The sequence below is a fragment of the Actinomadura sp. J1-007 genome (assembly GCF_009793335.1).
GTDB lineage: Bacteria > Actinomycetota > Actinomycetes > Streptosporangiales > Streptosporangiaceae > Spirillospora > Spirillospora yumaensis.
In genome coordinates, this window is sequence record NZ_WING01000003.1 from 653219 (window position 1) to 678378 (window position 25160).

The 25160-nt window shown below is 74.2% G+C and carries 20 protein-coding genes and 2 pseudogenes; 7 read left to right on the forward strand and 15 right to left on the reverse strand.

Annotated features, from left to right (window positions below):
• Window positions 1-4: 4 nt before the first annotated feature.
• The 3 genes from GEV43_RS44415 to GEV43_RS44425 form a co-directional block, all read right to left on the reverse strand.
• Window positions 5-1219 (reverse strand): CaiB/BaiF CoA-transferase family protein, encoded by a 1215-nt coding sequence (locus GEV43_RS44415; protein WP_160826618.1) that lies wholly within the window; start codon window positions 1217-1219, stop codon window positions 5-7.
• A gap of 4 nt (window positions 1220-1223) precedes the next feature.
• Window positions 1224-2402 carry an acyl-CoA dehydrogenase family protein gene (locus GEV43_RS44420; RefSeq protein WP_160826619.1) on the reverse strand — a complete coding sequence of 393 codons (1179 nt, stop codon included), beginning with the start codon at window positions 2400-2402 and terminating at the stop codon, window positions 1224-1226.
• Between the two features lie 119 nt (window positions 2403-2521).
• The gene (locus tag GEV43_RS44425) at window positions 2522-3217 is read right to left on the reverse strand and encodes a GntR family transcriptional regulator (RefSeq protein ID WP_160826620.1); all 696 of its coding nucleotides are present in this window, start codon (window positions 3215-3217) and stop codon (window positions 2522-2524) included.
• 160 nt (window positions 3218-3377) lie between these two features.
• Between GEV43_RS44425 and GEV43_RS44430 the strand changes: the two genes are divergently transcribed.
• Both GEV43_RS44430 and GEV43_RS44435 read left to right on the forward strand, forming a co-directional pair.
• Window positions 3378-4529 (forward strand): acyl-CoA dehydrogenase family protein, encoded by a 1152-nt coding sequence (locus GEV43_RS44430; RefSeq protein ID WP_309240313.1) that lies wholly within the window; start codon window positions 3378-3380, stop codon window positions 4527-4529.
• Window positions 4530-4626: 97 nt separating this feature from the next.
• Window positions 4627-5793 (forward strand): serine hydrolase, encoded by a 1167-nt coding sequence (locus tag GEV43_RS44435; RefSeq protein ID WP_206681708.1) that lies wholly within the window; start codon window positions 4627-4629, stop codon window positions 5791-5793.
• Between the two features lie 16 nt (window positions 5794-5809).
• Here the strand turns inward: GEV43_RS44435 and glpK (GEV43_RS44440) are convergent, their stop codons facing one another.
• Together glpK (GEV43_RS44440) and GEV43_RS44445 are read right to left on the reverse strand one after the other, a co-directional pair.
• Window positions 5810-7342 carry a glycerol kinase GlpK gene (gene glpK / locus GEV43_RS44440; protein WP_160826622.1) on the reverse strand — a complete coding sequence of 511 codons (1533 nt, stop codon included), beginning with the start codon at window positions 7340-7342 and terminating at the stop codon, window positions 5810-5812.
• A 42-nt stretch (window positions 7343-7384) separates the two neighbouring features.
• Window positions 7385-8152 carry an IclR family transcriptional regulator gene (locus GEV43_RS44445; protein WP_160826623.1) on the reverse strand — a complete coding sequence of 256 codons (768 nt, stop codon included), beginning with the start codon at window positions 8150-8152 and terminating at the stop codon, window positions 7385-7387.
• Window positions 8153-8377: 225 nt separating this feature from the next.
• Here GEV43_RS44445 and GEV43_RS44450 point away from each other — a divergent pair, with 225 nt between their 5' ends.
• The 4 genes from GEV43_RS44450 to GEV43_RS44465 all read left to right on the forward strand — a co-directional run bounded on the left by GEV43_RS44450 (window position 8378) and on the right by GEV43_RS44465 (window position 14143).
• Window positions 8378-9202, forward strand: a complete 825-nt coding sequence (locus GEV43_RS44450; RefSeq protein WP_160826624.1) for an MIP/aquaporin family protein — start codon at window positions 8378-8380, stop codon at window positions 9200-9202.
• Window positions 9203-9269: 67 nt separating this feature from the next.
• On the forward strand, window positions 9270-10787 hold the full coding sequence (gene glpK, locus GEV43_RS44455) for a glycerol kinase GlpK (RefSeq protein WP_160826625.1): 1518 nt from the start codon (window positions 9270-9272) through the stop codon (window positions 10785-10787).
• A gap of 31 nt (window positions 10788-10818) precedes the next feature.
• Window positions 10819-12495: a glycerol-3-phosphate dehydrogenase/oxidase gene (locus GEV43_RS44460; RefSeq protein WP_160826626.1), complete on the forward strand. Its 1677-nt coding sequence runs from the start codon at window positions 10819-10821 to the stop codon at window positions 12493-12495.
• Between the two features lie 76 nt (window positions 12496-12571).
• Window positions 12572-14143, forward strand: a complete 1572-nt coding sequence (locus tag GEV43_RS44465; protein WP_160826627.1) for a hypothetical protein — start codon at window positions 12572-12574, stop codon at window positions 14141-14143.
• Between the two features lie 33 nt (window positions 14144-14176).
• Here GEV43_RS44465 and GEV43_RS44470 read toward each other — a convergent pair whose 3' ends face one another.
• The 7 genes and pseudogenes from GEV43_RS44470 to GEV43_RS44500 form a co-directional block, all read right to left on the reverse strand.
• On the reverse strand, window positions 14177-14992 hold the full coding sequence (locus GEV43_RS44470; RefSeq protein WP_309240314.1) for a MaoC family dehydratase N-terminal domain-containing protein: 816 nt from the start codon (window positions 14990-14992) through the stop codon (window positions 14177-14179).
• Entirely contained in the window at window positions 14989-16167 is a 1179-nt protein-coding gene (locus tag GEV43_RS44475; protein ID WP_160826628.1) for a CoA transferase, read from the reverse strand. The genes GEV43_RS44470 and GEV43_RS44475 overlap by 4 nt, the downstream gene beginning before the upstream one ends.
• Window positions 16168-16220: 53 nt before the next feature.
• Window positions 16221-18344: a phosphocholine-specific phospholipase C gene (locus GEV43_RS44480; RefSeq protein ID WP_160826629.1), complete on the reverse strand. Its 2124-nt coding sequence runs from the start codon at window positions 18342-18344 to the stop codon at window positions 16221-16223.
• A gap of 154 nt (window positions 18345-18498) precedes the next feature.
• Window positions 18499-19652 (reverse strand): annotated as a pseudogene (locus tag GEV43_RS44485) (acetyl-CoA C-acetyltransferase).
• A gap of 65 nt (window positions 19653-19717) precedes the next feature.
• Window positions 19718-20335, reverse strand: coding sequence for a TetR/AcrR family transcriptional regulator (locus GEV43_RS44490; protein ID WP_160826630.1), 618 nt, complete (start codon window positions 20333-20335; stop codon window positions 19718-19720).
• 4 nt (window positions 20336-20339) lie between these two features.
• The gene (locus GEV43_RS44495; RefSeq protein ID WP_160826631.1) at window positions 20340-21119 is read right to left on the reverse strand and encodes an SDR family oxidoreductase; all 780 of its coding nucleotides are present in this window, start codon (window positions 21117-21119) and stop codon (window positions 20340-20342) included.
• Between the two features lie 88 nt (window positions 21120-21207).
• Complete coding sequence (locus tag GEV43_RS44500) at window positions 21208-22389, reverse strand: acyl-CoA dehydrogenase family protein (protein ID WP_160826632.1); 1182 nt, start codon at window positions 22387-22389, stop codon at window positions 21208-21210.
• Window positions 22390-22448: 59 nt separating this feature from the next.
• Between GEV43_RS44500 and GEV43_RS44505 the strand changes: the two genes are divergently transcribed.
• On the forward strand, window positions 22449-23897 hold the full coding sequence (locus GEV43_RS44505) for a PLP-dependent aminotransferase family protein (RefSeq protein WP_160826633.1): 1449 nt from the start codon (window positions 22449-22451) through the stop codon (window positions 23895-23897).
• Here GEV43_RS44505 and GEV43_RS52880 read toward each other — a convergent pair.
• From GEV43_RS52880 to GEV43_RS44515, 3 genes and pseudogenes are all read right to left on the reverse strand, one after another.
• A complete protein-coding gene (locus GEV43_RS52880; protein ID WP_241684517.1) occupies window positions 23887-24033 on the reverse strand; it encodes a hypothetical protein in 147 nt (48 codons plus the stop codon). The two genes, GEV43_RS44505 and GEV43_RS52880, sit on opposite strands and share 11 nt — an antisense overlap.
• 107 nt (window positions 24034-24140) lie before the next feature.
• A pseudogene (locus GEV43_RS52885) lies at window positions 24141-24722 on the reverse strand (NAD-dependent epimerase/dehydratase family protein); the annotation flags it as partial.
• Between the two features lie 13 nt (window positions 24723-24735).
• The gene (locus GEV43_RS44515) at window positions 24736-25140 is read right to left on the reverse strand and encodes a cupin domain-containing protein (RefSeq protein WP_206681709.1); all 405 of its coding nucleotides are present in this window, start codon (window positions 25138-25140) and stop codon (window positions 24736-24738) included.
• Between the last annotated feature and the right edge of the window lie 20 nt (window positions 25141-25160).

The window sequence follows — 25160 nt, forward strand, 5'->3', positions numbered from 1 at the left end:
CCGTTCAGGCGACCGTGCCCTCGGCGCGTAGGCGCGCGATGGTGTCCGCGTCGAGGCCCAGCTCGGCGAGGACCGCGTCGGTGTGCGCGCCGAGCGCGGGCACCGGGCCCATGCGGGCCTCGACGTCGGCGAACGTGATCGGCGGCAGGATCGCGCGCAGCGCGCCGACCGGCGAGCCCACCTCCCGCCACCGGTCCCGGCCGCTGAGGACGGGGTGCGCGACGAGGCCGTGGCCGTCGTTCAGCGACGCGTTGGGGACGCCCGCCTCGTCCAGCCGGCGCAGCAGCTCGTCGCGGCCCATCCGGGACGTCGCCGCGGAGACGGCGGCGTCGACCTTCTCGCGGTTGCGGACGCGGGCGACGTTCGTGGCGTACTCCGGATCGGTGACGAGGTCCGGCCGGCCGAGGACGCCGGTGGCGAGCGCCGCCCAGCCCCGGTCGTTCTGCACGCCGATCACGACGTCGGCGCCGTCCGCGGTCGGGTACCGGTCGTACGGGGCGATGACCGGGTGGCCGAGCGTCGCGCGCGGCGGCGGGGAGCCGGTGTAGATCGTGGTGTACATGGCCTGGCCCATCCACTCGGCGACCGCGTCGAACATCGCGACCTCGACCGCCGCGCCCTCCCCCGTCGTGCCGCGCCGGACGAGCGCGGCGAGCGCGCCGGAGAACGCGTACATCCCGGCGGCGATGTCGGCGAGCGGCGAGCCCGCCTTGACCGGCGTCTCGGGCGTGCCGGTGACGGAGACCAGCCCCGCCTCGGCCTGCACGAGCATGTCGTACGCGCGCTTGTCGCGGTACGGGCCGCGCGACCCGTACCCGGACATGTCGATCACGATGAGGCGCGGGTCGCGGGCGCGCAGCTCCGCGGCGCCGAAGCCGAGCCGGAGGGCGGCGCCGGGCGCGAGGTTCTGCACGAACACGTCGGCGCGGGCGACCAGGTCGCGCAGGACCGCGCGCCCCTCGTCCCGTTTCAGGTCGAGCGCGACGGACTCCTTGGACCGGTTGAGCCAGGCGAAGTGCGTGCCGAGCCCGCCGCGCACCGCGCTGTCGTACGCGCGGGCGAAGTCGCCGCCGTCCGGCCGCTCGACCTTGACGACGCGGGCGCCGAGGTCGGCGAGCTGGCGGGTGGCGAACGGCGCGGCGACGGCCTGTTCGAGGGCGACGACGGTGATCCCCGCCAGGGGCGGGGGCCCGGGGACGGCCGGGTTCGGGGGGAGCATCCGGTCAGCCCTCCAGCAGCCTGCGGCCGACGATCATCTTCTGGATGTCGGCGGTGCCCTCGCCGATCAGCAGCATGGGCGCCTCCCGGTAGAGCCGCTCGATCTCGTACTCCTTGGAGTAGCCGTAGCCGCCGTGGATGCGGAACGAGTCCTCGACCACCTCCTTGCAGTACTCGCTGGCGAGGTACTTGGCCATGCCCGCTTCGAGGTCGTTGCGCTCGCCGGAGTCCTTGCGGCGGGCGGCCATCACCATCATCTGGTGCGCCGCCTCGACCTTCGTCGCCATCTCCGCGAGGCGGAACAGCACCGCCTGGTGCTCCGCGATCGGCCTGCCGAACGCCTCGCGCCGCCGGGCGTACGCGAGTCCCAGCTCGTACGCGCGGCGGGCCACGCCGCAGCCGCGCGCCGCCACGTTCACGCGGCCGACCTCGACGCCGTCCATCATCTGGTAGAAGCCCCGGCCGGTCGCGCCGCCCAGGACCTGCGCGGCGGGGATCCGGAAGCCGTCGAACAGCAGCTCGGTCGTGTCGACGCCCTTGTAGCCCATCTTCTCGATCTTCCCGGGGACGGTCAGGCCCGGCGCGACCTCGCCGAACCCGGGCTCCTTGTCCACCAGGAACGTCGTCATGCCCTTGTGGCCCGCCGCCGGGTCCGTCTTGACGAGGACGGCGACGAGGTTGGCCGAGCCGCCGTTGGTCAGCCACATCTTCTGCCCGTCGATCACGTAGCCGCCGTCGCCGTCGGGCACGGCGCGGGTCCGGATGGCCGACACGTCCGAGCCGCAGCCCGGCTCCGACATGGAGAACGCGCCCCGGACCTCGCCCGCGGCCATCTTCGGCAGGTAGTGCGCCTTCTGCTCCTCGGTGCCGTGGTGGGCGACCATCCACGCGACGATGAAGTGCGTGTTGACGATCCCGGAGACGCTCATCCAGCCGCGCGACAGCTCCTCGACGGCGAGGGCGTAGGTCAGCAGCGACTCCCCGAGCCCGCCGTACTCCTCGCCGATCATCAGCCCGAACAGGCCGAGGTCCCTCATCCCGTCGACGATCGCCTGCGGGTACTCGTCGGCGTGCTCCAGTTCGGTCGCGACCGGGAGGATCTCCTTGTCCACGAACGAGCGGACCGTCGCGACGATCTCCCGCTGCTCCCGCGACAGCCCGTACGTCTGCTGCAACCTGCTCAAGTCCTCACCCTTCCCGGATGGCCGCGTCGAGTCCGGGCGTGCAAATTTTTTATACGATATGAGGTTCGGGACCGGGAACGGAAGGGGCGGCCGATGCCGGCTTCGCCGGGAGGGCGCGGTCAGGCGTCCGGGCCCGCCCAGAAGCCCTGCGCCTCCAGGTGGACGACGAGCAGCGCCCCGGCGTGCCGGATGTGCGTGCGCATCGCCTGCCGCGCCGCTTCGGCGTCGCCGGCCCGGAGCGCGGCGAGCACGAGGTGGTGGTCGTCCACCGACGCCTGGCTCCAGCCGGGGATGTTGGCGTAGAAGCGGCGCGGCGCGTAGCGGGCGACGAGCTGGAGCAGCCACGCGGTCTTCGGCGATCCGGCCGTCAGGTTGACGGCCCTGTGGAACCGGTGGTTGGCGCGCTCGATGCCTTCGGGGTCCCCGGCCCTGGACGCCTTCTCCAGCTCCTCCTGGGTCCGGTCGAGCGCGGCGAGCTGCTCCTCGGTGATCCGTTCGGCGGCCCTGGCGGCCAGCTCGCCCGCGAAGTACGCCTGCGCCTCGAACAGGTCCTGGACGTCCCGCCGGGACAGCGGCGCGGGCATGAAGCCGCGGCGGGCCTCCAGCGTCACGAAGCCCTCGCCGCGCAGCGACAGCAGCGCCTCGCGGACCGGGGTCACGCTGATCCCGAGGTCGCCCGCGATCCGTTCCAGCCGCAGGAACTCCCCGTGCCTGACCTGCCCGGACATGATCAGCTCGCGGACGTACGCCGCCACCTCGTCGCTGAGCTGCCGCCGCCTGCCGAGGGGCCGGTCGCCGGAACGGGCCACAGTCATCGTCTCCCCAGGGTTCGGCGTGCTCGACACATTATGGAGGGAGGCGGCTCCCGGTACGGCCGTGACCGGCGGGGCGCCCCTGCCGAACGCCCGGCTGCCATCGGCATCAAATCAAATATATGAAACACTCGGTCGCGCCGTCTGTGGGAGGAGAGCGCCCGTGTTCGAGCTGTCCGATGAGGAGCGCGCCATCGTCGAGGTCGTCGCGGACTTCGTCGACAGGGAGGTGCGGCCCGCCGCCCGCGAGCTGGAGCACGCCGACGCGTACCCCGAGCGGCTCATCGAGCGTATGAAGGAGCTCGGCGTGTACGGGCTGGCGGTGCCCGAGCCGTACGGCGAGTCCGGAGTGTCGAAGGCGTGCTACGCGATGGTCACCGAGGAGCTGGCCCGCGGGTGGATGTCGCTGGCGGGCGCGTTCGGCGGGCACACGGTGGTGTCGCACCTGCTCGCGGTGTTCGGCACCGAGGAGCAGAAGCGGCGCTACCTCCCCCGCATGGCGACCGGCGCGCTGCGCGCCACGATGGCGCTGACCGAGCCCGGCGGGGGCTCGGACCTCCAGGCGATCACGACGTCCGCGCGGCGCGAGGGCGACCGGTACGTGGTCGACGGCGCGAAGACGTGGATCTCCAACGCGCGCCGCTCGGGGCTGATCGCGCTGCTGTGCAAGACCGATCCGGACGCCTCGCCGCGCCACAAGGGCGTCAGCGTCCTGCTGGCGGAGCCGGGGCCCGGCCTCACCGTCTCCCGCGACCTGCCGAAGCTCGGCTACAAGGGCGTGGAGAGCTGCGAGCTGTCGTTCGACGGGTACGAGGCGCCGGCGTCCGCGCTGCTCGGCGGCGAGGAGGGCCGCGGGTTCGCGCAGATGATGCGGGGCCTGGAGGTCGGCCGCATCCAGGTCGCCGCGCGCGCCCTCGGCGTCGGCCGGGCCGCGCTGGAGGACTCGATCCGGTACGCGCAGGAGCGCGAGGCGTTCGGCAAGCCCATCTGGCGGCACCAGTCGGTCGGCAACTACCTCGCCGACATGGCGACCCGGCTGCGCGCGGCCCGGCTGCTCACCCTCGACGCCGCCGAACGGCTCGACGCCGGCGAGCGGTGCGACCTGGAGGCGGGCATGGCCAAGCTGTACGCGTCGGAGGCGGCGATGCAGACCGCCCTGGACGCCGTCCGCATCCACGGCGCGGCCGGGTACTCCACCGAGTTCGACATCGAGCGCTACTTCCGCGACGCGCCACTGATGATCGTCGGCGAGGGCACCAACGAGATCCAGCGGAACGTCATCGCCAGACAGCTCATCGAGCGCAACCGGATCTAGCCGCCGCCCGCCGCCCCCGCCACCCCGCCATCCCCACCCCGGACTGTGGGGGCTGCCCGATCGACCGGCCCGTCCCCCCGCGGCGACGATGGCGTCCATGCTGAAGCGAACCATCACCCTGTGCGGCGCGGGGGCCGCCGCGCTGGCGGTCGCGGCGTCGGCGGCGGCGGTCCCGACCGGCCCGGCGTCGGCGTCCGCCGACCGGGAGCGGCTGCAACGGGACACCGACGCGATCCGCGACGCGGGCACGACCGGTGTGCTGGCGGAGGTGAGCACGGGCGGCCGGACGCTGCGGGCCCGCAGCGGCGTCGCCGACCTGCGCACGCGCGGGCCCGTCCCCTGGGACGCCTACTACCGCGTCGGGAGCGACACCAAGACGTTCGTCGCGACCGTCGTCCTCCAGCTCGCCGCCGAGGGGCGGATCAGGCTCACCGACACGGTCGGGCACTGGCTGCCCGGCGTGGTGGCGGGCCACGGCAACGACGGATCGAAGATCACCGTCCGGGACCTGCTGCGGCAGACGAGCGGCGTCTACGACTACAGCGCCTACCTGCCGCAGGACCAGGACCACAGCCCCGAGTCGTACCGCAGGTACCGGTTCCGGTCGTACACGCCCGCGCGGCTCGTGGCGATGGCGATGCGGCACGCCCCGGTGTTCGAGCCGGGCGCACGGTGGGAGTACTCCAACACCAACTACATCCTCGCCGGGATGATCGTCGAGAAGGCGACCGGCAACCCCTGGGAGCACGAGGTGCACGAGCGGATCATCGCGCCGCTGGGCCTCGACCACACGATGATCTCGGGCACCTCGGCGTACGCGCCCCGGCCGCGCGCCACGTTCTACCAGCGGTTCGAGCCGGGCGGCCCGCTGGTGGACGTGTCGATCCAGGCCGACGGCTACGCGGACGGGGGCGTGATCAGCACCGGCGCCGACATGAACCGGTTCCACCGGGCGCTGCTCGGCGGGCGGCTGCTGCGCCCCGCGCAGCTCGCGGAGATGCGGCGGACCGTCCCGGCGCGGGACTGGCGGATCGTCTACAAGGACGCCGAGTACGGGCTCGGGCTCGCCAAGAGGCGGCTCGGGTGCGGGACGTGGGCGTGGTTCCACGGCGGGTCCATGGCGGGCGTGTCGAGCGTCAACTCGGTGTCGCCCGACGGGCGCACCGCCGTGCAGATCATGATCCCCACGACCCCGGCCACCACCGAGGACCGCCTCAAGCAGTTCAAGGCCGCGAACGCCCTGATGGACCACGTGCTCTGCTGAGCGCGTTCCACCCGGGTCAGGCGGGCGCCGTGCCGTCGCCGTCCTCCCCGGGGCGGATCCAGCCGAACGTGCGCTCGACGGCGCGGCGCCAGTTGTCGTACTCGGCGTCGCGCCGCCGGGTGTCCATCGCGGGGACCCAGCGGGCCGCGCGGTGCCAGTTGCGGCGCAGCCCCTCCAGGTCGGCCCAGTAGCCGACGGCGAGGCCGGCCGCGTACGCCGCGCCGAGCGAGACGGTCTCGACGACCATCGGCCGCTCGACCGGCACGTTCAGCACGTCGGCGACGATCTGCATGAGCAGGTTGTCGGAGGTCATCCCGCCGTCGGCCTTCAGCTCGCGCAGGCTGAGGCCCGAGTCGCGGTTCATCGCGTCCACGACCTCGCGGGTCTGCCAGCCGGTCGCCTCCAGCACGGCGCGGGCCAGGTGGTTCTTGGTGATGTAGGAGGTGAGGCCGACGATGATGCCGCGCGCCTCGCCGCGCCAGTGCGGCGCGAACAGGCCGGAGAACGCGGGCACGATGTAGCAGCCGCCGTTGTCGTCCACCGAGCGGGCGAGGGTCTCGATCTCGGGCGCGGTGCCGATCAGGCCGAGCCCGTCGCGGAACCACTGGACGAGCGCGCCGGTGACGGCGATGGAGCCCTCCAGCGCGTACACCGCGTCCTCGTCGCCGATCTTGTAGCCGACCGTGGTGAGCAGCCCGTTGCCGGACCGGACGGGCGTGGTGCCGGTGTTCATGAGCAGGAACGCGCCGGTGCCGTAGGTGCACTTGGTCTCGCCGGGCGCGAAGCAGGTCTGCCCGAACAGCGCGGCCTGCTGGTCGCCGAGCGCCGCGCCGATCCGCACGCCGGGGAACACCCGGCGCGCCGTCCCGTACGTCTCGGTGGACGAGCGGATCTCCGGCAGCATCGCGCGCGGGACATCGAAGAAGGACAGCAGGCCGTCGTCCCACGCGAGCGTCCGCAGGTCCATGAGCAGCGTGCGGCTGGCGTTGGTGACGTCGGTGACGTGGACGCCGCCGTCCGGGCCGCCGCTGAGGTTCCAGATCAGCCAGCTCTCCATCGTGCCGAACAGCACCTCGCCGCGTTCGGCGCGCTCGCGCAGGCCGGGCGTGTGGTCGAGGGTCCAGCGGATGCGCGGAGCGGAGAAGTAGGTGGCGAGCGGCAGGCCGCTGCGCTCCGGCACGATCGAGGCGCCCGGCCCCCGGCCGAGCTCGTCGACCAGGGCGCTCGTCCGGGTGTCCTGCCAGACGATGGCGCGGCCGATCGGGACGCCGGTGATGCGGTCCCACAGCACGGTCGTCTCGCGCTGGTTGGCGATGCCGACGGCTGCGACCTGCCTGGCGGTGACGCCCGCCTGGGCGAGCGCCTCAGGGGCGATGCGCTCCAGGTTGCGCCAGATCTCCACGGGGTCGTGCTCGACCCAGCCGGGGCGCGGGAAGTGCTGGCGGTGCTCGCGCTGCGCGACCGACACGAGCCGTCCGCCGTGGTCGAACAGGATGCAGCGGGTGGAGGTGGTGCCCTGGTCGATGGACATCACGTAGCGTTCGGTCACGGCGTGCCCTCCCCGCGCCGGCCCCGTCCGCCGGGGCGGGCCTCACCAGCGCGTTCCACCGAGGTCCCTGGAGACGGCCCGGGCCGCGTCGCGCACGTACGCGACGAGGGCGGGGACGGGCACGCGGCGGGCGTCGCAGACGCGCTCGACCGCGCCGGAGACGCCGATGGCGCCGACGACGAGGCCGCCGTGCCCGCGGATCGGCGCGGCGACGGCGGCCTCCCCGATGGACAGCTCCTCGACCTCGGAGGCCCAGCCGTTGTCGCGGACCCGGGCGAGCGCGCGGCCGAGCTCCTTGTGGTCGGTGACGGTGCGGCGGCAGTACGGTTCCAGGACGGCGTCGCGGACGGACGCGGCGGCGTGCGCGTCGTGGGCGAGCAGCACCTTGCCGAGCGCGGTGGCGTGCAGCGGCAGCAGCGTGCCGACGTCCATGGCCTGGAGCGAGTCGTCCGGCCGGAACACGTGGTGGACGACCAGCACCCGGCCGTCCAGCAGCGTGCCGATGCGGACCGCCTCGCCGCTGCGCGACGCGAGCGCGTCGGCCCAGTTGATCGCGCGGGAGCGCAGCTCGTTGACGTCGAGGTAGCTCGTGCCGAGGTGCAGCAGGGCCGCGCCGAGCTGGTACTTGCCGGTGGCCTCGTCGCGCTCGACGAACCCGACGAGCTCCAGGGTGCGCAGGATGCCGTGGGCGGTGCCGCGGGCGAGGCCGAGCGAGCCCGCGATCTCGCCCGCGCCGAGGCGGCCCGGGCTCGCGGCGAGCAGCCGAAGGATCGCGGCCGCCCGCTCGATCGACTGTACGGGTCCCGGCATGGACCCGATGGTAGGCCGATGAACGCGCTGCCGACAATGTCGGCGCCCGTCGCCATCGCCCACCACGGTGCCCCGAACTGGCGCAATCGTGTGATCTGGTGCACAGGGTGGAGGGTAACGGCCGTCCGGCGGCGGGGAAAGTGCCGACATTGTCGGCACCTGCCCGTTGTCCGCCCGCGCGTGGCCGCCTAGCGTCCGAGCCCCACCCCCTGTCGAGGAGTGCCCATGAGCAGACCGACGAGGTTCCCGCCGCTGGCGGGCGAGATGGCCGCCGAGTTCGCCGGAACGATGATCATCATCCTGTTCGGGGTGGGCGTCGTCGCCCAGGTGAACGCCGCGGGGATCGGCGACCACGACAGCATCACCTGGGCCTGGGGCCTCGGCGTCACCCTCGGCGCGTACACCGCGATGCGGGTCAGCGGCGCCCACCTCAACCCGGCCATCACGCTCGCGTTCGCGGTGTTCCGGGACTTCTCCTGGCGCAAGGCCGGGCCCTACATCGCGGCGCAGACCGCCGGGGCGTTCGTCGGCGCGCTGATCGTCCGGTGGAACTACAGCGAGGCGCTCGCCAAGTTCGACCCCGGGCACACGCTGAAGTCGCAGGGCGTGTTCTCGACGCTGCCGGGCAACGGCACGCTGCCCGTCAGCTCGTGGGGCGCGCTGCGCGACCAGGTCATCGGCACCGCGATCCTGCTGTTCCTGATCCTGGTCCTCACCGACGTGCGCAACAACGGCCCGCTGTCCAACCTCGCCCCGCTGCTGATCGGCCTCGTCGTCGTCGCGATCGGGATGGCGTGGGGCAGCGACGCCGGCTACGCGATCAACCCGGCGCGCGACTTCGGGCCGCGGCTCGCGCAGTTCATCACCGGGTACGACGGCGCGTGGCGGGACCAGTACGGCGACCTGTACTTCTGGGTGCCGATCGTCGGGCCCGTCATCGGCGCGATCGTCGGCACCGGCCTCTACAAGGCCATGATCGGGCGGTTCCTGCCCGACGGCGAGGAGCACGGCCCGGTCGCGTCGACCGAGCCGGAGCTCGAGAAGGCCTGACCCGTTCCGCCGGGGCCGGAGCCGCGGGCGCCGGACCACCCCCACCCCTCTCCAGGAGACTTCGCACATGGCCGACTTCGTCGGAGCGCTCGACCAGGGCACGACCAGCACCCGTTTCATGGTGTTCGACCACGGCGGGAACGAGATCGCCCGCCACCAGCTCGAACACCAGCAGATCCTGCCCCAGGCCGGATGGGTCGAGCACAATCCCACCGAGATCTGGGAACGCACCCGCGCGGTCATCCAGTCCACCCTCACCAAAGCCAACCTCACCCACACCGACCTGGCCGCGCTGGGCATCACCAACCAGCGCGAGACCACCGTGGTGTGGAACCCGAAGACCGGCCGCCCCTACTACAACGCGATCGTGTGGCAGGACACCCGCACCGACCGCATCGCCTCCGCGCTGGACCGCGACGGCCGCGGCGACACCATCCGGCACCGGGCCGGCCTCCCGCCCGCCACCTACTTCTCCGGCGGCAAGATCCAATGGATCCTGGAGAACGTCGACGGCGTCCGCGAGGCCGCCGAGAACGGCGAGGCGATCTTCGGAACGACCGACACCTGGGTGCTGTGGAACCTCACCGGCGGCCCCGACGGCGGCGTGCACGTCACCGACCCCACCAACGCCTCCCGCACCATGCTGATGGACCTGGAGACCCTCGACTGGGACGACGAACTCCTGTCGTTCTTCGGCATCCCCCGCGCCATGCTCCCGGCCATCAAGCCGTCCTCCGCCCCCGGCGGCTACGGCGTCACGCGCGCCGACGGACCGCTGGGCGGCGAGGTCCCCCTCACCGCCGCGCTCGGCGACCAGCAGGCCGCCACGGTCGGGCAGGTGTGCTTCGCGCCGGGCGAGGCCAAGAACACCTACGGCACCGGCAACTTCCTGCTCCTCAACACCGGCGAAGAACTCGTCCGCTCCAAGAACGGACTGCTCACCACCGTCTGCTACCAGTTCGCCGACGACAAACCCGTCTACGCCCTGGAAGGCTCCATCGCCGTCACCGGCTCGGCCGTGCAGTGGCTGCGCGACCAGCTCGGCATCATCTCCGGCGCCGCCCAAAGCGAATCCCTCGCCGCACAAGTAGAAGACAACGGCGGCGTCTACTTCGTCCCCGCGTTCTCCGGACTGTTCGCCCCCTACTGGCGCTCCGACGCCCGCGGCGCCATCGTCGGGCTCTCGCGCTACAACACCAACGCGCATCTGGCCCGCGCCACCCTGGAATCCATCTGCTACCAGAGCCGCGACGTCGTCGAGGCCATGCGCGAGGACTCCGGCGTCTCCCTGGACGTGCTCAAGGTCGACGGCGGCGTCACCGCCAACGAACTGTGCATGCAGATGCAAGCCGACATCCTCGGCGTCCCCGTCTCCCGCCCCGTCGTCGCCGAAACCACCGCCCTCGGCGCCGCCTACGCCGCCGGCCTCGCCGTCGGCTTCTGGAACGACACCGACGAACTACGCCAGAACTGGAACGAGGACAAGCAGTGGACCCCCGCGTGGGACGGCGACCAGCGCGAGACGGGCTACGCGGCCTGGAAAAAGGCCGTCAACCGGACACTCGACTGGGTCGACGTCGGCTGACGACGGCACCCGTAGAACACAGGAGCGAGCAGTGACATCCCTAGCCCTGACACCGCAGTACCGCGAGGCGACCCTGCGCGACCTCGCGGAGAACGAGTTCGACGTCCTGGTGGTCGGCGGCGGCATCGTCGGCGCGGGCACCGCGCTCGACGCGGTCGCGCGGGGCCTGTCGGTCGCCCTCGTGGAGGCCCGCGACTGGGCCGCCGGCACGTCGAGCCGGTCGAGCAAGCTGATCCACGGCGGCCTGCGCTACCTCGAGCAGCGGGACTTCGGGCTCGTCCGGGAGGCGCTGCGCGAGCGGAGCCTGCTGCTCGGCAGCCTGGCCCCGCACCTGGTGCGGCCGGTCCGGTTCCTGTACCCGCTGCGGCACCGGGCCTGGGAGCGGGCGTACGTCAGCGCGGGCGTCACCCTGTACGACACGATGGGCGGCGCCCGCGCGCTGCCCCGGCACCGGCAGCTCACCCGGCGGGGCGCGCTGCGCGAGGCCCCGGCGCTGCGGCCGGACTCGCTGGTCGGGGCGGTGCAGTACTACGACGCGCAGGTGGACGACGCGCGCTACACGATGACGGTGGCGCGGACGGCCGCGCTGTACGGGGCGCGCGTCGCGACCCGCGCCGAGGTGACCGGGTTCCTGCGCGAGGGCGAGCGGGTGACCGGCGCGCACGTGCTCGACCTGGAGAGCGGCCGGGAGATCGCGGTCCGGGCCCGGCGCGTGGTGAACGCGACGGGCGTGTGGACCGACGGCTCGCAGGCGATGACCGGGGCCCGCGCGCCGTTCACCGTGCGGGCGTCCAAGGGCGTGCACCTGGTGGTGCCGCGCGACCGGATCCGGATGGACACGGGCCTGATCACCCGTACCGACCGGAGCGTCCTGCTGATCATCCCGTGGGGCCGGCACTGGGTCATCGGGACCACCGACACGCCGTGGGCGCAGGGCCCGGACGAGCCGCTCGCCGACGACGCCGACGTGGACTTCCTGCTGGAGCAGGCGAACGCGCACCTGCGGATCCCGCTGACCAGGGACGACATCGAGGGCGTGTACGCGGGCCTGCGGCCCCTGCTGTCGGGCGAGTCGGACGACACCGCGCGCCTGTCCCGCGAGCACGCGGTCGCCGAGCCGGTGCCGGGCCTGGTGGTGGTCACCGGCGGGAAGTTCACCACCTACCGGGTGATGGCGCGGGACGCGGTGGACGCGGTCGCGCGCGGGCTGGAGGAGCCGGTGCCCGCCTCCCCCACCGACCGGCTGCCGCTCATGGGCGCGGTCGGGTTCGAGGTGCTGTGGAACGAGCGGCGGCGGCTCGCGGCCCGTTCCGGGCTGCACGTGGCGCGCGTCGAGCACCTGCTCCAGCGGTACGGCGCGTGCGTGCACGAGGTGCTCGACCTCGTGGCCGCCGACCCGGCCCTCGGCGAGCCGGTCCCGGGCACGTCGGACTACCTGCGCGCCGAGGCGGTGTACGCGGTCACGCACGAGGGCGCGCTGCACCTGGAGGACGTGCTGGCGCGGCGGACCCGGATCTCGTTCGAGGAGCGCGACGGCGGGCTCGCGGCGGCGGGCCACGTCGCCCGGCTGATCGCGCCGTTCCTGCGGTGGGACGAGGACCGGACGGCGGCGGAGACCGAGCGCTACGTGCTCCAGGTCCGCAGCGAGCGGCAGGGCGCGGACGCTCCCGCGGAGGCGGAGGGCGCGCCGCTGCCGGCCGCGTCCTGAGGTCCGGCGCGCGAATTCATCTCGCCGTCATGTCGGGGACACCCGGATCGGGGGTGGCCGGTGCCAGGTTGACGCCGTGTCCACCAGCATCGACGCGACCGTCTCCGAGGGCGAGGACGAGCCCGGCGGCGCGGCGCCCCCGCCGCCGGGGCGGCGCGCCGTCCCGCCCTGGCTGATCCCCGCCGTCCTCGCCGCGGCCTGGGCGGCGGTGCTGCTCGCCCATCTGCGCGCGCCCGTCCCGTCCGACCAGCTCAACTACATGCTGGCGGCGGAACGGTTCCCGCACCGGGTCGAGCCGACGACCGAGATGCATCAGATGACCCGGTTCGGGCTGATCGTTCCGGCGCGGCTGGCGATCGCGGTGTTCGGCCACTCGCAGGCCGCGTACGCGACGGTCCCGGTCCTCGCGACGCTGGCGCTGCTCGCGGGCACGTACGCGCTCGGGACGCTGCTGTTCGCGCGGACTGTCGGCGCGGCGGGCGCGCTGCTCGTCGTCGCGGCGACGCCGGTGTTCACCGACTCGACCGACCTGCTGCCCGACATCCTCGCGGTGGGCCTGTTCACGTCCGCGCTCGCGCTGGCGGTGGCGCTGCGGCGGCGGCCGGGCCCGCCGGGCGTCCCGGTGCTGCTCCTGCTGGGCGCTCTGCTCGGCTGGTCGTACCTGGCCCGCGAGTTCATCGTCTTCCTCTGGCCGGTCGTCCCGGCGCTGCTGTACCGGCGGGTCGGATGGCGGGGCCTGGCCTGGGCCGCGGTCCCGGTCGCCGTGCTGTTCGCCGCCGAGACGCTGCTGTGCTGGCGGCTGTACGGCGATCCGCTCGCCCGGCTGCTCGCGGTCAGCGGGCACGGGCAGCGGCCCTCGACGCCCGCCGTCGCGGCGAGCTACCGCGACAAGCCCCGGATGACGTACGTGATGCGGCTGCCCGACACGCTCGGCACGTACCCGGAGGGCAGGGTGCTCGTCGGGCTGCTCGTGCTGACCGTGGCCGGGGCGGCGCTGCGGGTGCGCCGGGTCACGCTGCTGTTCGCCACGTGCGCGCTGCTGTGGGTGCCGCTCACCCTGCTCGGCGGCGTGATCGACCCGGCGGCGCCGAAGCTGCGGCTCCAGCTCATCCGCTACTGGTTCCCGGTCTTCCCGGGCTTCGTGCTCGGCGGGCTCGGCCTGCTGTGGCTCGCCGCGGCGAGGCTGCCGGGGCGCGGACGGCTGCGCGCCGCGCTGCCCGCCGCCGTCGTCGTGGCGGTCGCCGCCGTCGGCGTGGGCACCGCCGCGCGGTCGTGGTGGGGCGCGCCGTCCACCCGGCTCGGCGGCGCCACCCAGATGGAGGACGTGCGCTCCTGGATGCGCGCCGAGGGCGCACCGGACCGGCGGCTCTGGTCGGACCCGCACACCCGCAAGGTCCTCACCGTCTACCGCGAGGGCGCGTGGGGCGGCGCGCCGTGGCCCGGCCGCCTGCTCGCGGCCCGGCCGGGCGGCGACCGGCCCGCGCCGGGCGACCTGGTCCTGCTGTACGACACCGAGCGCGGCCGGGTCTGCCCGCTGTGCCGCGCGTCCGCCCGGGCGGCGTGGGGCGACCCCGTACGGCCCGGACCCGGCTGGCGCGAGCTGCACGCGACCCGCGACGGTGTGGCCCGCCTCTACAGGGTCGGCTGAGAAGCGGCGCGGCCGGGCCCGCGCCCGCGCAGGTCAGGCGAAGGTCGCGGTCATGGCCGTGGCGCCGGGGGCCTCGATCGCGAGGGTGCCGTCGTCCGCGGAGCCGGTCGCGGTGAACGGCTGCCGGGCGTACACGGGCCGGCGAGCGCGGAACGACAGGCTCGCCACCGTGCGCCCGGCGCGGCGGGGCAGTTCCAGGCAGAGCATCGCGAGCAGCGGCCCGTGCACGACGAGGCCGCCGTGCCCCTCGACCTCCGTCGCGTACGCCTCGTCGTAGTGGATGCGGTGCGCGTTGTAGGTGAGGGCGCTGAACCGGAACAGCAGCACCGGGTCCGCGACCATCGGCAGCGTCCACGGCGCCCGTACCTCAGGGGTCTCGAACGACACCTCCGGCGGGCGCGCGGCCTTGGCCCCGCTCCGGTACACCAGGTCCTGCTCCTCCACCGCGATCTCCGCGCCGTCCCGCAGGAACGTGTGCCGGACGGTGACGAAGAGCATCTCGCCGCTGCGGCCGTTCTTGACGGCCGTGGACGCCAGCTCGGCCCGGCGGGTGACGGTGTCGCCGTACCGGATCGGGTCGCGGACGGTGAACCGGCCGCCCGCGAACATGCGGCTGCGGTCGGGGATCGGCGGCAGGAACCGGCCTTCCAGCGGATGCCCGTCCGGTCCGAGCTCGCGCTGCGCGGGACGTTCGAGGAAGTGGAGCCACTGCCACAGCGGCGGCAGCTCCCCGGCCGGAGCCTCGGCGTCGAGGACTCCGGCGAGCGCGGCGGACGGCCCGGGGCCGATGGTCTCGGTGACCTCCTCGGGTTCGGGCGCCCAGCCCGAGACGTCGATGCCGCCGGTCACGCGATCACCCCCTTCTCCAGCAGCGCCTCGGCGTCGAGGCCGAGCGCGGCGAACACCTCCGCGCTGTGCTCCCCCAGCGTGGGCGCCGCCGCGTGCGTGCGCGCGCCGGTGTCGAGCGGCGACGCGGGCGCGCGCAGCCGCCCGACGCCGGGCTGGTCGATCTCGCCCATGAGCGGGCTCGCCGCGAGGTCGATCTCGGAGAAGCGCGTGTAACGGGACCACAGGACGGACGTGCCCGCGAACGCCTCCTCGACCTCCGGCAGGCCGCGCGCCCCGAACCACGGCTCCAGCAGCGACGCCAGCACCTCGCGGTGGCGGTAGCGGTCGCCGTCCACGGCGAAGTCGGCGCCGAGGAGGCGTTCCAGCTCGGCGACGGTCCCGGTGAGGCCCGCCGCCCCGCACAGGTCCGCGAAGTGCCGCCCGGTCAGCGCGACGACCATGACGCGCTCGCCGTCCGCGAGGGCGAAGTCGCGGCCGAACCCGCCGAACAGGTGGTTGCCGACGCGCGGCCGTTCGCCGCCGAGCTGCGCCTCGGCGAGGAACCCGAGGTTGCCCGCGGTCGCGAGCGCCACGTCGTACAGCGGCAGCCTGATCCGGGCGCCCTCGCCCGTGCGGGACCGGCGGCGCTCGGCCGCGAGCAGCCCGACGGCGGCGTACAGGCCGCACGCCACGTCCCACGCGGGCAGGACGTGGCCGACCGGGCCGCCGTGCTCGGGCGGCCCGGTGACCAGCGGGAACCCGATCTCGGCGTTCACGGTGTAGTCCACGGCGGGCGAGCCGTCGGGACGGCCCTCGATCTGGAGGTGGATCAGGTCGGGCCGCGCCCGTGCGAGCGCCTCGTACGCCAGCCAGCCGCGCCCGACCGCGTTGGTCAGCACGATCCCGGCGTCGGCCGCGAGGCGGGTGACCGCGTCGCGGCCCTCGGGCGAGCGGAAGTCGGCGGTGACCGACCGCTTGCCCTTGTTCATGCCCGTCCACATCAGGCTCGCGCCGGACGGCGCGAGCGGCCAGCGCCCGAGGTCGGCGGACCCGCCGACCGGATCGACGCGGACGACGTCCGCGCCGAGCTGGGCGAGGGTCATGCCGCCGAGCGGCGCGGCGACGAAGCTGGAGATCTCCACGACCCGCAGGCCCTCCAGCAGGCCCTCCCCGCCGACCGCTACCGCCTCGGGCATGGAGACCGCCTCTCATATATTTTGTATGAGTATGCCCTAGGCGGCCCGCGCGCTCACACCGCGGGGCCGGGGTCGCTCTGGCTCGGGCGGCCGTCCTCCAGGTGCCCGGCGTACCGGCGCAGGAACGCGCCGCTCCCCCGTTCGGCCACCGAGATGTCGTACCAGCCGGAGGCGGGCCGCACGCCGAAGGTGAACTCCGCCGAGGCGCCGGGCCGGAGCCTGCGGGTCCGCCGCCCGCCCTTCGCGTACGCGTCCCACGCCTCGACCTCCCGGACGGCCGTCCCGGCGTTGCGGACGGTGACGCGGATCCGGTCGCGCCCCTTCTCCGCGACCTCGGCGCGCAGCCCGTCCGAGCCGCCCTTGAACTCGGCGAGGCTCCCGTTCGGCCCGTAGACGGCGAGGTGGTGGCCGCCGCCCTTGCGGTCCCAGTGGTCGCCGAGGCTGTCGTTCGCCGAGACGGCGTAGCGGCGCGGCGCGGACGACGGCTCGTTGCGGTCGTAGACGTAGAACCAGGCGCCCGCCTCGCCGCGGTTGCGCAGCGTGAGCCGCAGCCGGTCGGTCCCGTCGCCGCGCCTCGGGTCCTCGTTCACCAGGAACCGGTACGGCAGCGGCCTCGCCCGGCGGGTGCCGGGCTCCTGCCGCGGCATGGCCTGCGGCAGGTCCACGTGGTACGGGCGCCCGGCGGACGCGATCGGCTTCGGCACCTCGAACGACACGGGCCGGGTGTCGGCGCGCCCGCCGAAGTCCAGCGCCGAGGTGAGGTCGCCGCAGATCGACCGGCGCCACGCGCTGATGTTGGGCTCGTGGACGCCGAAGCGCTCCTCCAGGAACCGCAGCACGGACGTGTGGTCGAACGTCTCCGAGCAGACCCATCCGCCGCGCGACCAGGGCGAGATGACCAGCAGCGGGACGCGCGGGCCGAGCCCGAGCGGCTGGAGCCCGCCGGGGTCCGCGCCGGGCACCAGCGGGCCCATCTCCTCGGGATGCTTGTCGAGGTCGAGGAGCTCGTCCGCCAGGCTGCGCGCGATCCCGCGCGACACCATGCCCTGCTTGCCCGGCTCGCTCGTCAGCGGCGGCATCGGCGGGACGACGTGGTCGAACAGCCCGTCGTTCTCGTCGTAGTTGACGATGAGGACGGTCTTCGCCCACACCTCGGGGTCGGAGGTGAGGGCCTCCAGGACGAGGTTGATGTAGTACGCGCCGTCGGTCGGCGAGGCACTCGGGTGCTCGGAGTACTTGTAGGGCGGGACGACCCAGCTCACCTGCGGCAGCGTCCCCTTCTGGACGTCGGCCCGCAGTTCCTTGAGCGTGTGCGTCGAGGCGCCCTTGTCGGGCAGGGCGCCCGTCGCGCCCTCGGCCCGCTGGTACTTGCGGAAGAACTCCAGCGAGTTGTCGGTGTAGTTGTCGGTCGGGGTGCCGGGGATGCCCGAGCCCCCCTGGTAGACCTTCCAGCTCACCTTGGCGGCTTCGAGCCGTTCGGGGTAGGTCGTCCAGGTGTAGCCGTTGGTGCCGTTGCGCTCGCCGAGTCCCGGGCCGTTCGGCTTGGTCCCGAGGACGTTGCGGGTGTCGACCGTGCCGGTCCACAGCATGATCCGGTTGGGGGCGGTGTCGGCGTGCACCGAGCAGAAGTAGGAGTCGCAGACCGTGAACGCCTCGGCCAGCGCGAAGTGGTAGGCGAGGTCCCGCCGCTCCAGGTAGCCCATGGTGAACACGTCCTGCTTCTGGTTCACCCACTGGTCGTGGCGGCCCTGGTTCCAGGCCAGGTGGCCGCTGCTCCAGCCGTGGTCGGTCCCGGCGATGTACTCGGTGGTGTCGCGCGGGTCGATGTAGAACGGCAGCACCTCGCGGACGTCGTCCGGCAGGCCCCGGCTCTGGTAGCGGGACGTGCGCGTGGACGCGGCGGGCTGGTGCCAGACGGGCTTGCCGTTCGGCAGCAGCGCGGGGCGCGGGTCGCCGAAGCCCCGCACCCCGCGCAGCGTGCCGAAGTAGTGGTCGAACGAGCGGTTCTCCTGCATCAGGATCACGACGTGCTCGACGTCCCTGATGGACCGCGTCCGCGACGCGGCGGGCACCGCGAGGGCCCTCGCGATCGCGGGCGGGAACGCGGCGGCACCGGCCGCGGCTGCGGCGGTCGCGCCGCCTGCTTGCAGGAAACGGCGCCGATCGAGCGTGGCCATGCGGAACGACCTTTCAATGATCCAGAACTGATCCGGTGGCACTGTGCCGGAGCAGGGGCGATCGTGAATGGACCGTTCGCGGCGTCCCGCTGAACTATGAGAAAAGTTCAGGTCTTCGCCGCGGCCGGGGGACGGCCCGCGGCCGGGGCACGGCTCAGAGCCGCTCGATGATCGTGACGTTGGCCTGGCCGCCGCCCTCGCACATGGTCTGGAGGCCGTACCGGCCGCCGGTGCGCTCCAGCTCGTGCAGCAGCGTGGTCATCAGCCGGGCGCCGGTCGCGCCGAGCGGGTGGCCGAGCGCGATCGCGCCGCCGTTCGGGTTGACGCGCTCGGGTCGGCGCCGGTCTCCTTCAGCCACGACAGCACGACGGACGCGAACGCCTCGTTGATCTCGACGGCGTCGAAGTCGCCGATCGTCATGCCGGACTTCTTCAGCGCGTACGCGGTGGCGGGGATCGGCGCGGACAGCATCCGGATCGGGTCCTCGCCGCGCGCCGAGATGTGGTGGATGCGCGCGCGGGGCGTGAGCCCGTGGTCCTTGACCGCCCGCTCGGACGCGATGAGCAGCGCGGCGGCGGAGTCGGAGATCTGCGACGACACCGCGGCGGTGAGGCGGCCCCCCTCCACCAGGGTCTTCAGGCCCGCCATCTTCTCCGGCGTGGTGTCGCGGCGCGGCCCCTCGTCGGTGGTGACGTCGCCGAACGGGACGATCTCGCGCTCGAAGCGGCCCTCGTCGATCGCGCGGATGGCCCGCCGGTGCGACTGGTACGACCACGCCTCCATGTCCTCGCGGGACAGGTCCCAGTCGCGGGCGATCATCTCGGCGCCGGCGAACTGCGTGACCTCGCCGTCGCCGTACCGCTTCACCCAGCCCTCGGACCCGACGAACGGGCCCCGGTCGAACCCGAGCGGCTCGGCCGCCGTCATCGCGTACGCGATCGGGATCTGCGACATGTTCTGCACGCCGCCCGCCACGACCAGATCGGACGTGCCGGACAGCACGGCCTGCGCGGCGAAGTGCACGGCCTGCTGGGACGAGCCGCACTGCCGGTCGACCGTGACGCCGGGGACCTCCTCGGGCAGCCCGGCGGCGAGCCAGCAGGTGCGGGCGATGTCGCCGGCCTGCGGGCCGACGTTGTCGACGCAGCCGAACACCACGTCCTCCACCGCCGCGGGGTCGGCGGGCGACCGGCCCATCAGCGCGGACAGCACGTGCGCGCCCATGTCGGCGGGGTGCGCGGACGCGAACCCGCCGCCGCGCCGCCCGACCGGGAGGCGGACGGCGTCGACGATGTAAGCCTCGGCCATTTCGGGGTTCTCCTTCGTACGAGTTGCGGCGGGCGGGCCCCGGGGCCGGGGGATGTCCCGGCGCCCTACCCCGCCTGGATCCCTTCCAGGACCATGGCGAGGTACTGCTTGGCGATGTCGTCGGCGGACAGCCGCCCGCCCCGCTGGTACCAGTTCGCCGCGACCCACACGGTGTCGCGGATGAACCGGTAGATGAGGGTCGGGTCGAGGTCGGCGCGGAACGCGCCCTCCGACGCGCCCCGCGCGAGCAGCGCGGTCCACATCTCCTCGAACCGGCGCTGCGAGTCGAGCAGGTAGTGGAAGCGCTCGCTCGTCGCGAGGTGCTTGGACTCGTTCTGGTAGAGCACGACGGCGGGCCGGTGCCGGTCGATCGAGCGGAACGACTCGACGATGAGGGCCTCCAGGGTCTCCCGCGCGCCGAGCCCGGCGGCGAGCACTCGGTCGTAGCCGGCCCACATGTCGTCGAGGAACGTCGACAGGATCTCGTCGGCCATCGACTCCTTGGAGTCGAAGTGGTAGTAGAGGCTGCCGCCGAGGATCCCGGCGGCGTCGGCCACCTTCCGGACCGTGGTGGCGGCGTACCCCTGGGAGGCGAACACCTCCGCGGCGGTGGCGAGCAGCTCGGCCCGCCGCACCGCGCGGGCGGCGGCGGTGCCTTCGGCGTCGCGCCGTCGTGGACTCATCTGATCAGGCTCTCTGGGAGGACACGGAGACGACCTCGCCGGTCATGTACGAGGAGTAGTCGCTGGCCAGGAAGACGATAACGTTGGCCACCTCCCACGGCTCGGCGTAGCGGCCGAACGCCTCGCGGCGCGTCAGCTCGTCCAGCAGCTCCTCCGAGGTCACCTTGACCAGGTGCGGGTGCATGGCCAGCGACGGCGAGACGGCGTTGATCCGCACGCCGTGGTCGGCGGCCTCCAGCGCGGCGCAGCGGGTGAGGGCCATCACCCCGGCCTTCGCGGCGGCGTAGTGCGACTGGCCCTTCTGCGCCCGCCAGCCGATCACCGAGGCGTTGTTGACGATCACGCCCGCGCCCTGGTCCCGCATGATCCGCAGCGCGGCGCGGGTGCAGCGCATCGTGCCGTTCAGCGTGATGTCGATGACGCGGTCCCACTGCTCGTCGGCCATGTCGACCAGGTCGGCGGTGCCGCCGAGGCCGGCGTTGTTGACCGCGACGTCGATCCGGCCGAACCGCTCGACCGCGAGGCCGTACAGGGCCCGCACGCCGTCCTCGTCGGTGACGTCGCACGGCAGGGCCGCGACCCGTTCGGCGCCGAACTCCTTCTCCAGCGCCCGCGCCGACTCGCGCAGCCGCCGTTCGTGCGCGTCCGAGACGAGGACGCTGGCGCCCTCCTCCAGGCAGCGGCGCGCGGTCGCGCCGCCGATCCCGGCCCCGGCCGCGGCGGTGATCACCACGGACCGGCCGTCGAGCAGCCCGTGGCCGGGCACGTAGCTGGGCGGGGTCATCGGCGCGCCTCCCTGTTCATCGGACGTGCTCCCTGCTGTCGGACGCGGCGCCGGACGCGGCCCGCCGCTCCCGGCGGCGGCGTCCCGTTCACGGGCGCGGCTCGCGCGGGAGGCCGAGGACGCGTTCGGCGATGATGTTGCGCTGGATCTCGTTCGACCCGGCGTAGATGGTGTCGGAGCGCGAGAACAGGAACAGCCGCTGCCAGTCGTTCAGGTCGTACGGCTCGCCGTCGGCGACCATCCCGGCGGCGCCGAGGACGTCCATGGCGAGCTCGCCGAGGTCGCGGTGCCACTGCCCCCACACGAGCTTGGAGATGGACGACTCGGGGCCGGGCGCTCCCGCGGCGACGCCCGCCATCGTGCGCGCGGCGTTCAGCCGCATGATCTCCAGGCCCATCCAGGCGCGGGTGAGGCGGTCGCGCAGCAGCGGGTCCTCGATCGCGCCGGTCCGGCGCGCGAGCTCGACGACGCCCTCCAGCTCGCGGCGGAACCCGACCTGCTGGCCGAGCGTCGCGACGCCGCGCTCGAACCCGAGTGTGGCCATCGCGATCCTCCAGCCGTCGCCCGGCGCGCCGACGATGTGCGCGGCGTCGGTCCGGGCGCCGTCGAAGAAGACCTCGTTGAACTCCGAGGTGCCCGTGAGCTGGACGATCGGGCGGACGTCCACGCCGTCCTGCCGCATCGGGACGAGCAGGTACGACAGGCCGTGGTGGCGGGACGAGCCGGGCTCGGTGCGGCACACGGCGAAGCACCAGTCGGACTCGACCGCGAGGGAGGTCCACACCTTCTGCCCGTCGATCCGCCAGCCGCCGTCCTCCAGGACGGCGCGGGTCTGCACGTTGGCGAGGTCGGATCCGGCGCCGGGCTCGGAGTAGCCCTGGCACCACAGCTCCTCGACCGCGACGATCGGCGGCAGGAAGCGGGCCTTCTGCGCGTCCGTGCCGAACGCGATGATCGTCGGGCCGAGCAGGTTCTCGCCGATGTGGTTGACCCGCGCGGGCGCGTCGGCGAGCGCGTACTCCTCGTGGAAGATGACCTGCTGCGCGATGCTCGCGCCCCGGCCGCCGTGCTCCTTCGGCCAGCCGACGCACGTCCACCCGGCGGCGGCCATGCGCCGCTCCCAGGCGAGCCGTTCCTCGAACGCCTCGTGCTCCCGGCCCGGCCCGCCGAGCCCGCGCGCGTGCGCGAAGTCGCCCGACAGGTTGGATTCGAGCCAGTCGCGGACCTCGGCCCGGAAGGCCGCGTCCTCGGGGGTCTCGTTCTGCTTCACCCCGCAGACTCTACCAAACAGTTGTTAGAAAGAATCGTGCCGCGGCCTAGGATCGTCCCGTGGGCAATCCTGGCGGGGCGGGGCTCGACCTCCTGCTCGGCGTCGAGCGCGGGCGCGGCGGCGTCGGGCGCTCGCTGGAGGCGGCGCTGCGCGACGCGGTGCGCTCCGGGCGGCTGCCCGCGGGGACGCCGCTGCCCGGCACCCGCACCCTGGCCGCCGACCTCGGGATCTCGCGGGGGACGGTCGTCCAGGCGTACACCCAGCTCGTCGCCGAGGGCTGGCTGGTCGGCACGCCCGGTTCCGGCACGCGCGTGTCCGCCGCGCCGACGGTCGGCGGCGGCGACGAGCCCCGCCGCGACGCCGCCGGGGAACGCCCCCCGGACCTGGTCGACCTGCGGCCCGGCCGCCCCGATCTCACCTCGTTCCCCCGTACGGCGTGGGTCGCGGCCGTGCGCCGGGCCCTCGCGGCGGCGGGGCCCGAGGTGTGGGACTACCCGCCGCCCCTCGGCCTGCCCGCGGTCCGCGAGGCGATCGCGGAGTACGTCGCGCGGGCCCGGGGCGTCCGGGCCGACCCGCGCGGCGTGGCCGTCGTCGGCGGCGGCTTCGCGGGCGGGCTCGCGCTGCTCGCGCGGGCGCTGCGGACGCTCGGCGTCCGGGAGGTGGCGACCGAGGACCCCGGCCTCGGCCGCCACCGGGAGCTGCTGCGCGCGGCGGGCATGGCGACGGTCCCGCTGCCGGTGGACGCCGGCGGGGCGGACCCGGGCGGGCTGACCGCCGGCACCGGCGCGGCCCTGCTCACCCCGGCCCACCAGCATCCGATGGGCGTCGTGCTGGCGCCGGAGCGCCGGGCGGCCTTCGCCGGGTGGGCGCGGCGGCGCGGCGCGTACCTGATCGAGGACGACTACGACGGCGAGTTCCGCTACGACCAGCAGCCGGTCGGCGCGTTGCAGGCGCTCGCGCCCGAACGGGTCGTGTTCGCGGGCAGCGCCAGCAAGACCCTCGCCCCGGGGATGCGGCTGGCGTGGCTGGTCGTGCCGCCGGACCTGCGCGAGCCGCTGGCCCTGGCCGCCGAGGAGGCCGGGACCGGTGCGCCGGTGGCCGAGCAGCTCGCGTTCGCCGAGCTGGTCGGCAACGGCGGCTACGACCGCCACATCCGGCGCGCCCGGCTGGCGCACCGGCGCCGCCGCGCGGAGCTGGCCCGGCGGCTGCCCGTCCCGCTGCACGGCGTGCCGGCGGGCCTGCACGCCCTGCTCCCGGTCGGGTCGGCGGCCCACGAACGGCGGCTGGTCGAGGCCGGTGCGTCCGCCGGGATCCGGCTGCACGGCCTGCACACCCTCGGCTACTGGCACGACTCCCCTGCCGGGACGCCCACCGGGGCGTCCGGTGCGCGCCCAGTCGAGCGGCCGGCGGCGCTCGTGCTCGGTTACGCGGCCCCGCCGCCGCACGCGTGGCGCCGTGCCCTCGACGCGCTGGCCAAGCTGGTCGAGGTCCACGGCCTCACGGGCTGAACACCGGGTGCGCGGGCGTCCAGCCGAGCCGTTCGCGCGCGTACCGGTTGCTCGCGCCGCGCGCCGCGCCGTCGCGGGGGCGTCCGACGCGGGAGGCGGGGGCGCGCCGACCGCCCGGCAGAACGCGGGGAGCCACTCCCGCGCGGCCAGCGGCTCGTCGTCGCAGACGTTCACGGGACCGGACGGCCAGCCGAGCGCGCGGACCGCGGCGTCGGCGGCGTCGTCCACGTGGACGAAGCTGCTGACGTCGCCGCCCGCGACCAGTTCCCCCGCCTTCGCCTTGGCGGCCATCAGCCCCCCGGGCGTGTACCAGGTGTCCGGCCCGTACAGCAGCCCGTAGCGCAGAACGACCCACTCGGGCAGTTCGCGGACCGCCGTCTCCAGCGCCGCGACGCCCTCGACCGTCGTCCGCCTGGGGGGCGCCGCGCCGAGGTCGAGCGGGGTCGCCTCGTCCGCCGGTCCGGGCCCCGGCTCGTACACCCACGCGATGCTCTGGGCCACGACGCGGCGGACGCCCGCGGCCTTGGCGGCGTCCACGAGGTTGCGCGTGCCGGTCCGGCGCATGTGGGCGTTCGCCGAGCTGTCGCCCCGGGCGAGGTCGGTGAGCTGGTGCATCACGGCGTCGGGCGCGGCTCCGGCGACGGCGCGGGCGAGCGCGCCCGCGTCGAACGCGTCCGCGCGGGCAGGCGTCGCGCCCGCCGCCTCCACGGCCGCCGCCCCCGCGTCGTCGCGTACCAGGGCGGTGACGCGGTGCCCGTCCGCCAGCAGCCGCGGAACGATCCGCCGCCCGAGGACGCCGGTCGCCCCGGCCAGGAACACGTGCACGGTCAGGCCCCCTTCACCGGACGCGGAGCGCGGCGGTCGCTGCGGGCCTCCAGCTCGTCCGCTCCGACGAGGGTGAGCATCGGCTCCCGGGGACGCCGATCATCACCACGACGAACCGGGTCCACGCGTCGGCCAGGTTGTTGGCCGCCTGGTAGTGGATCACGTCGCCGCCGGGCTCCCAGAACGCCTCGCCGGCCCGGATGACCCGCTCCGGCTCGCCCTCCAGCTCGAAGACCATCTCGCCCTCGGTGAGGTAGCCGAACACGGGCCCGGAGTGCCGGTGCGGCGGCGTCCCCGCGTCGCCGGGCGGCAGCTCGACCGTCATCGTCATCACCTCCGCCCCCTCCGGCAGGAACGGCGGAACGAGGTGCAGCAGGGTCGTCAGGACGGTGTTCGAAACGTTCGTGTCGCTGGTCATGCCACGACGCTACGGCCCCA

What these genes read in the sequence shown, in the direction of transcription:
- GEV43_RS44495 (WP_160826631.1), bottom strand. Translation starts at nt 21,119, where the DNA reads ATGACCCCGCCCAGCTACGTGCCCGGCCACGGGCTGCTCGACGGCCGG.
- GEV43_RS44475 (WP_160826628.1), bottom strand. Translation starts at nt 16,167, where the DNA reads ATGCCCGAGGCGGTAGCGGTCGGCGGGGAGGGCCTGCTGGAGGGCCTG.
- GEV43_RS44490 (WP_160826630.1), bottom strand. Translation starts at nt 20,335, where the DNA reads ATGAGTCCACGACGGCGCGACGCCGAAGGCACCGCCGCCGCCCGCGCG.
- GEV43_RS44425 (WP_160826620.1), bottom strand. Translation starts at nt 3,217, where the DNA reads ATGACTGTGGCCCGTTCCGGCGACCGGCCCCTCGGCAGGCGGCGGCAG.
- GEV43_RS44435 (WP_206681708.1), top strand. Translation starts at nt 4,627, where the DNA reads ATGCTGAAGCGAACCATCACCCTGTGCGGCGCGGGGGCCGCCGCGCTG.
- GEV43_RS44480 (WP_160826629.1), bottom strand. Translation starts at nt 18,344, where the DNA reads ATGGCCACGCTCGATCGGCGCCGTTTCCTGCAAGCAGGCGGCGCGACC.
- GEV43_RS44515 (WP_206681709.1), bottom strand. Translation starts at nt 25,140, where the DNA reads ATGACCAGCGACACGAACGTTTCGAACACCGTCCTGACGACCCTGCTG.
- glpK (WP_160826625.1), top strand. Translation starts at nt 9,270, where the DNA reads ATGGCCGACTTCGTCGGAGCGCTCGACCAGGGCACGACCAGCACCCGT.
- GEV43_RS44445 (WP_160826623.1), bottom strand. Translation starts at nt 8,152, where the DNA reads ATGCCGGGACCCGTACAGTCGATCGAGCGGGCGGCCGCGATCCTTCGG.
- GEV43_RS44415 (WP_160826618.1), bottom strand. Translation starts at nt 1,219, where the DNA reads ATGCTCCCCCCGAACCCGGCCGTCCCCGGGCCCCCGCCCCTGGCGGGG.
- GEV43_RS44450 (WP_160826624.1), top strand. Translation starts at nt 8,378, where the DNA reads ATGAGCAGACCGACGAGGTTCCCGCCGCTGGCGGGCGAGATGGCCGCC.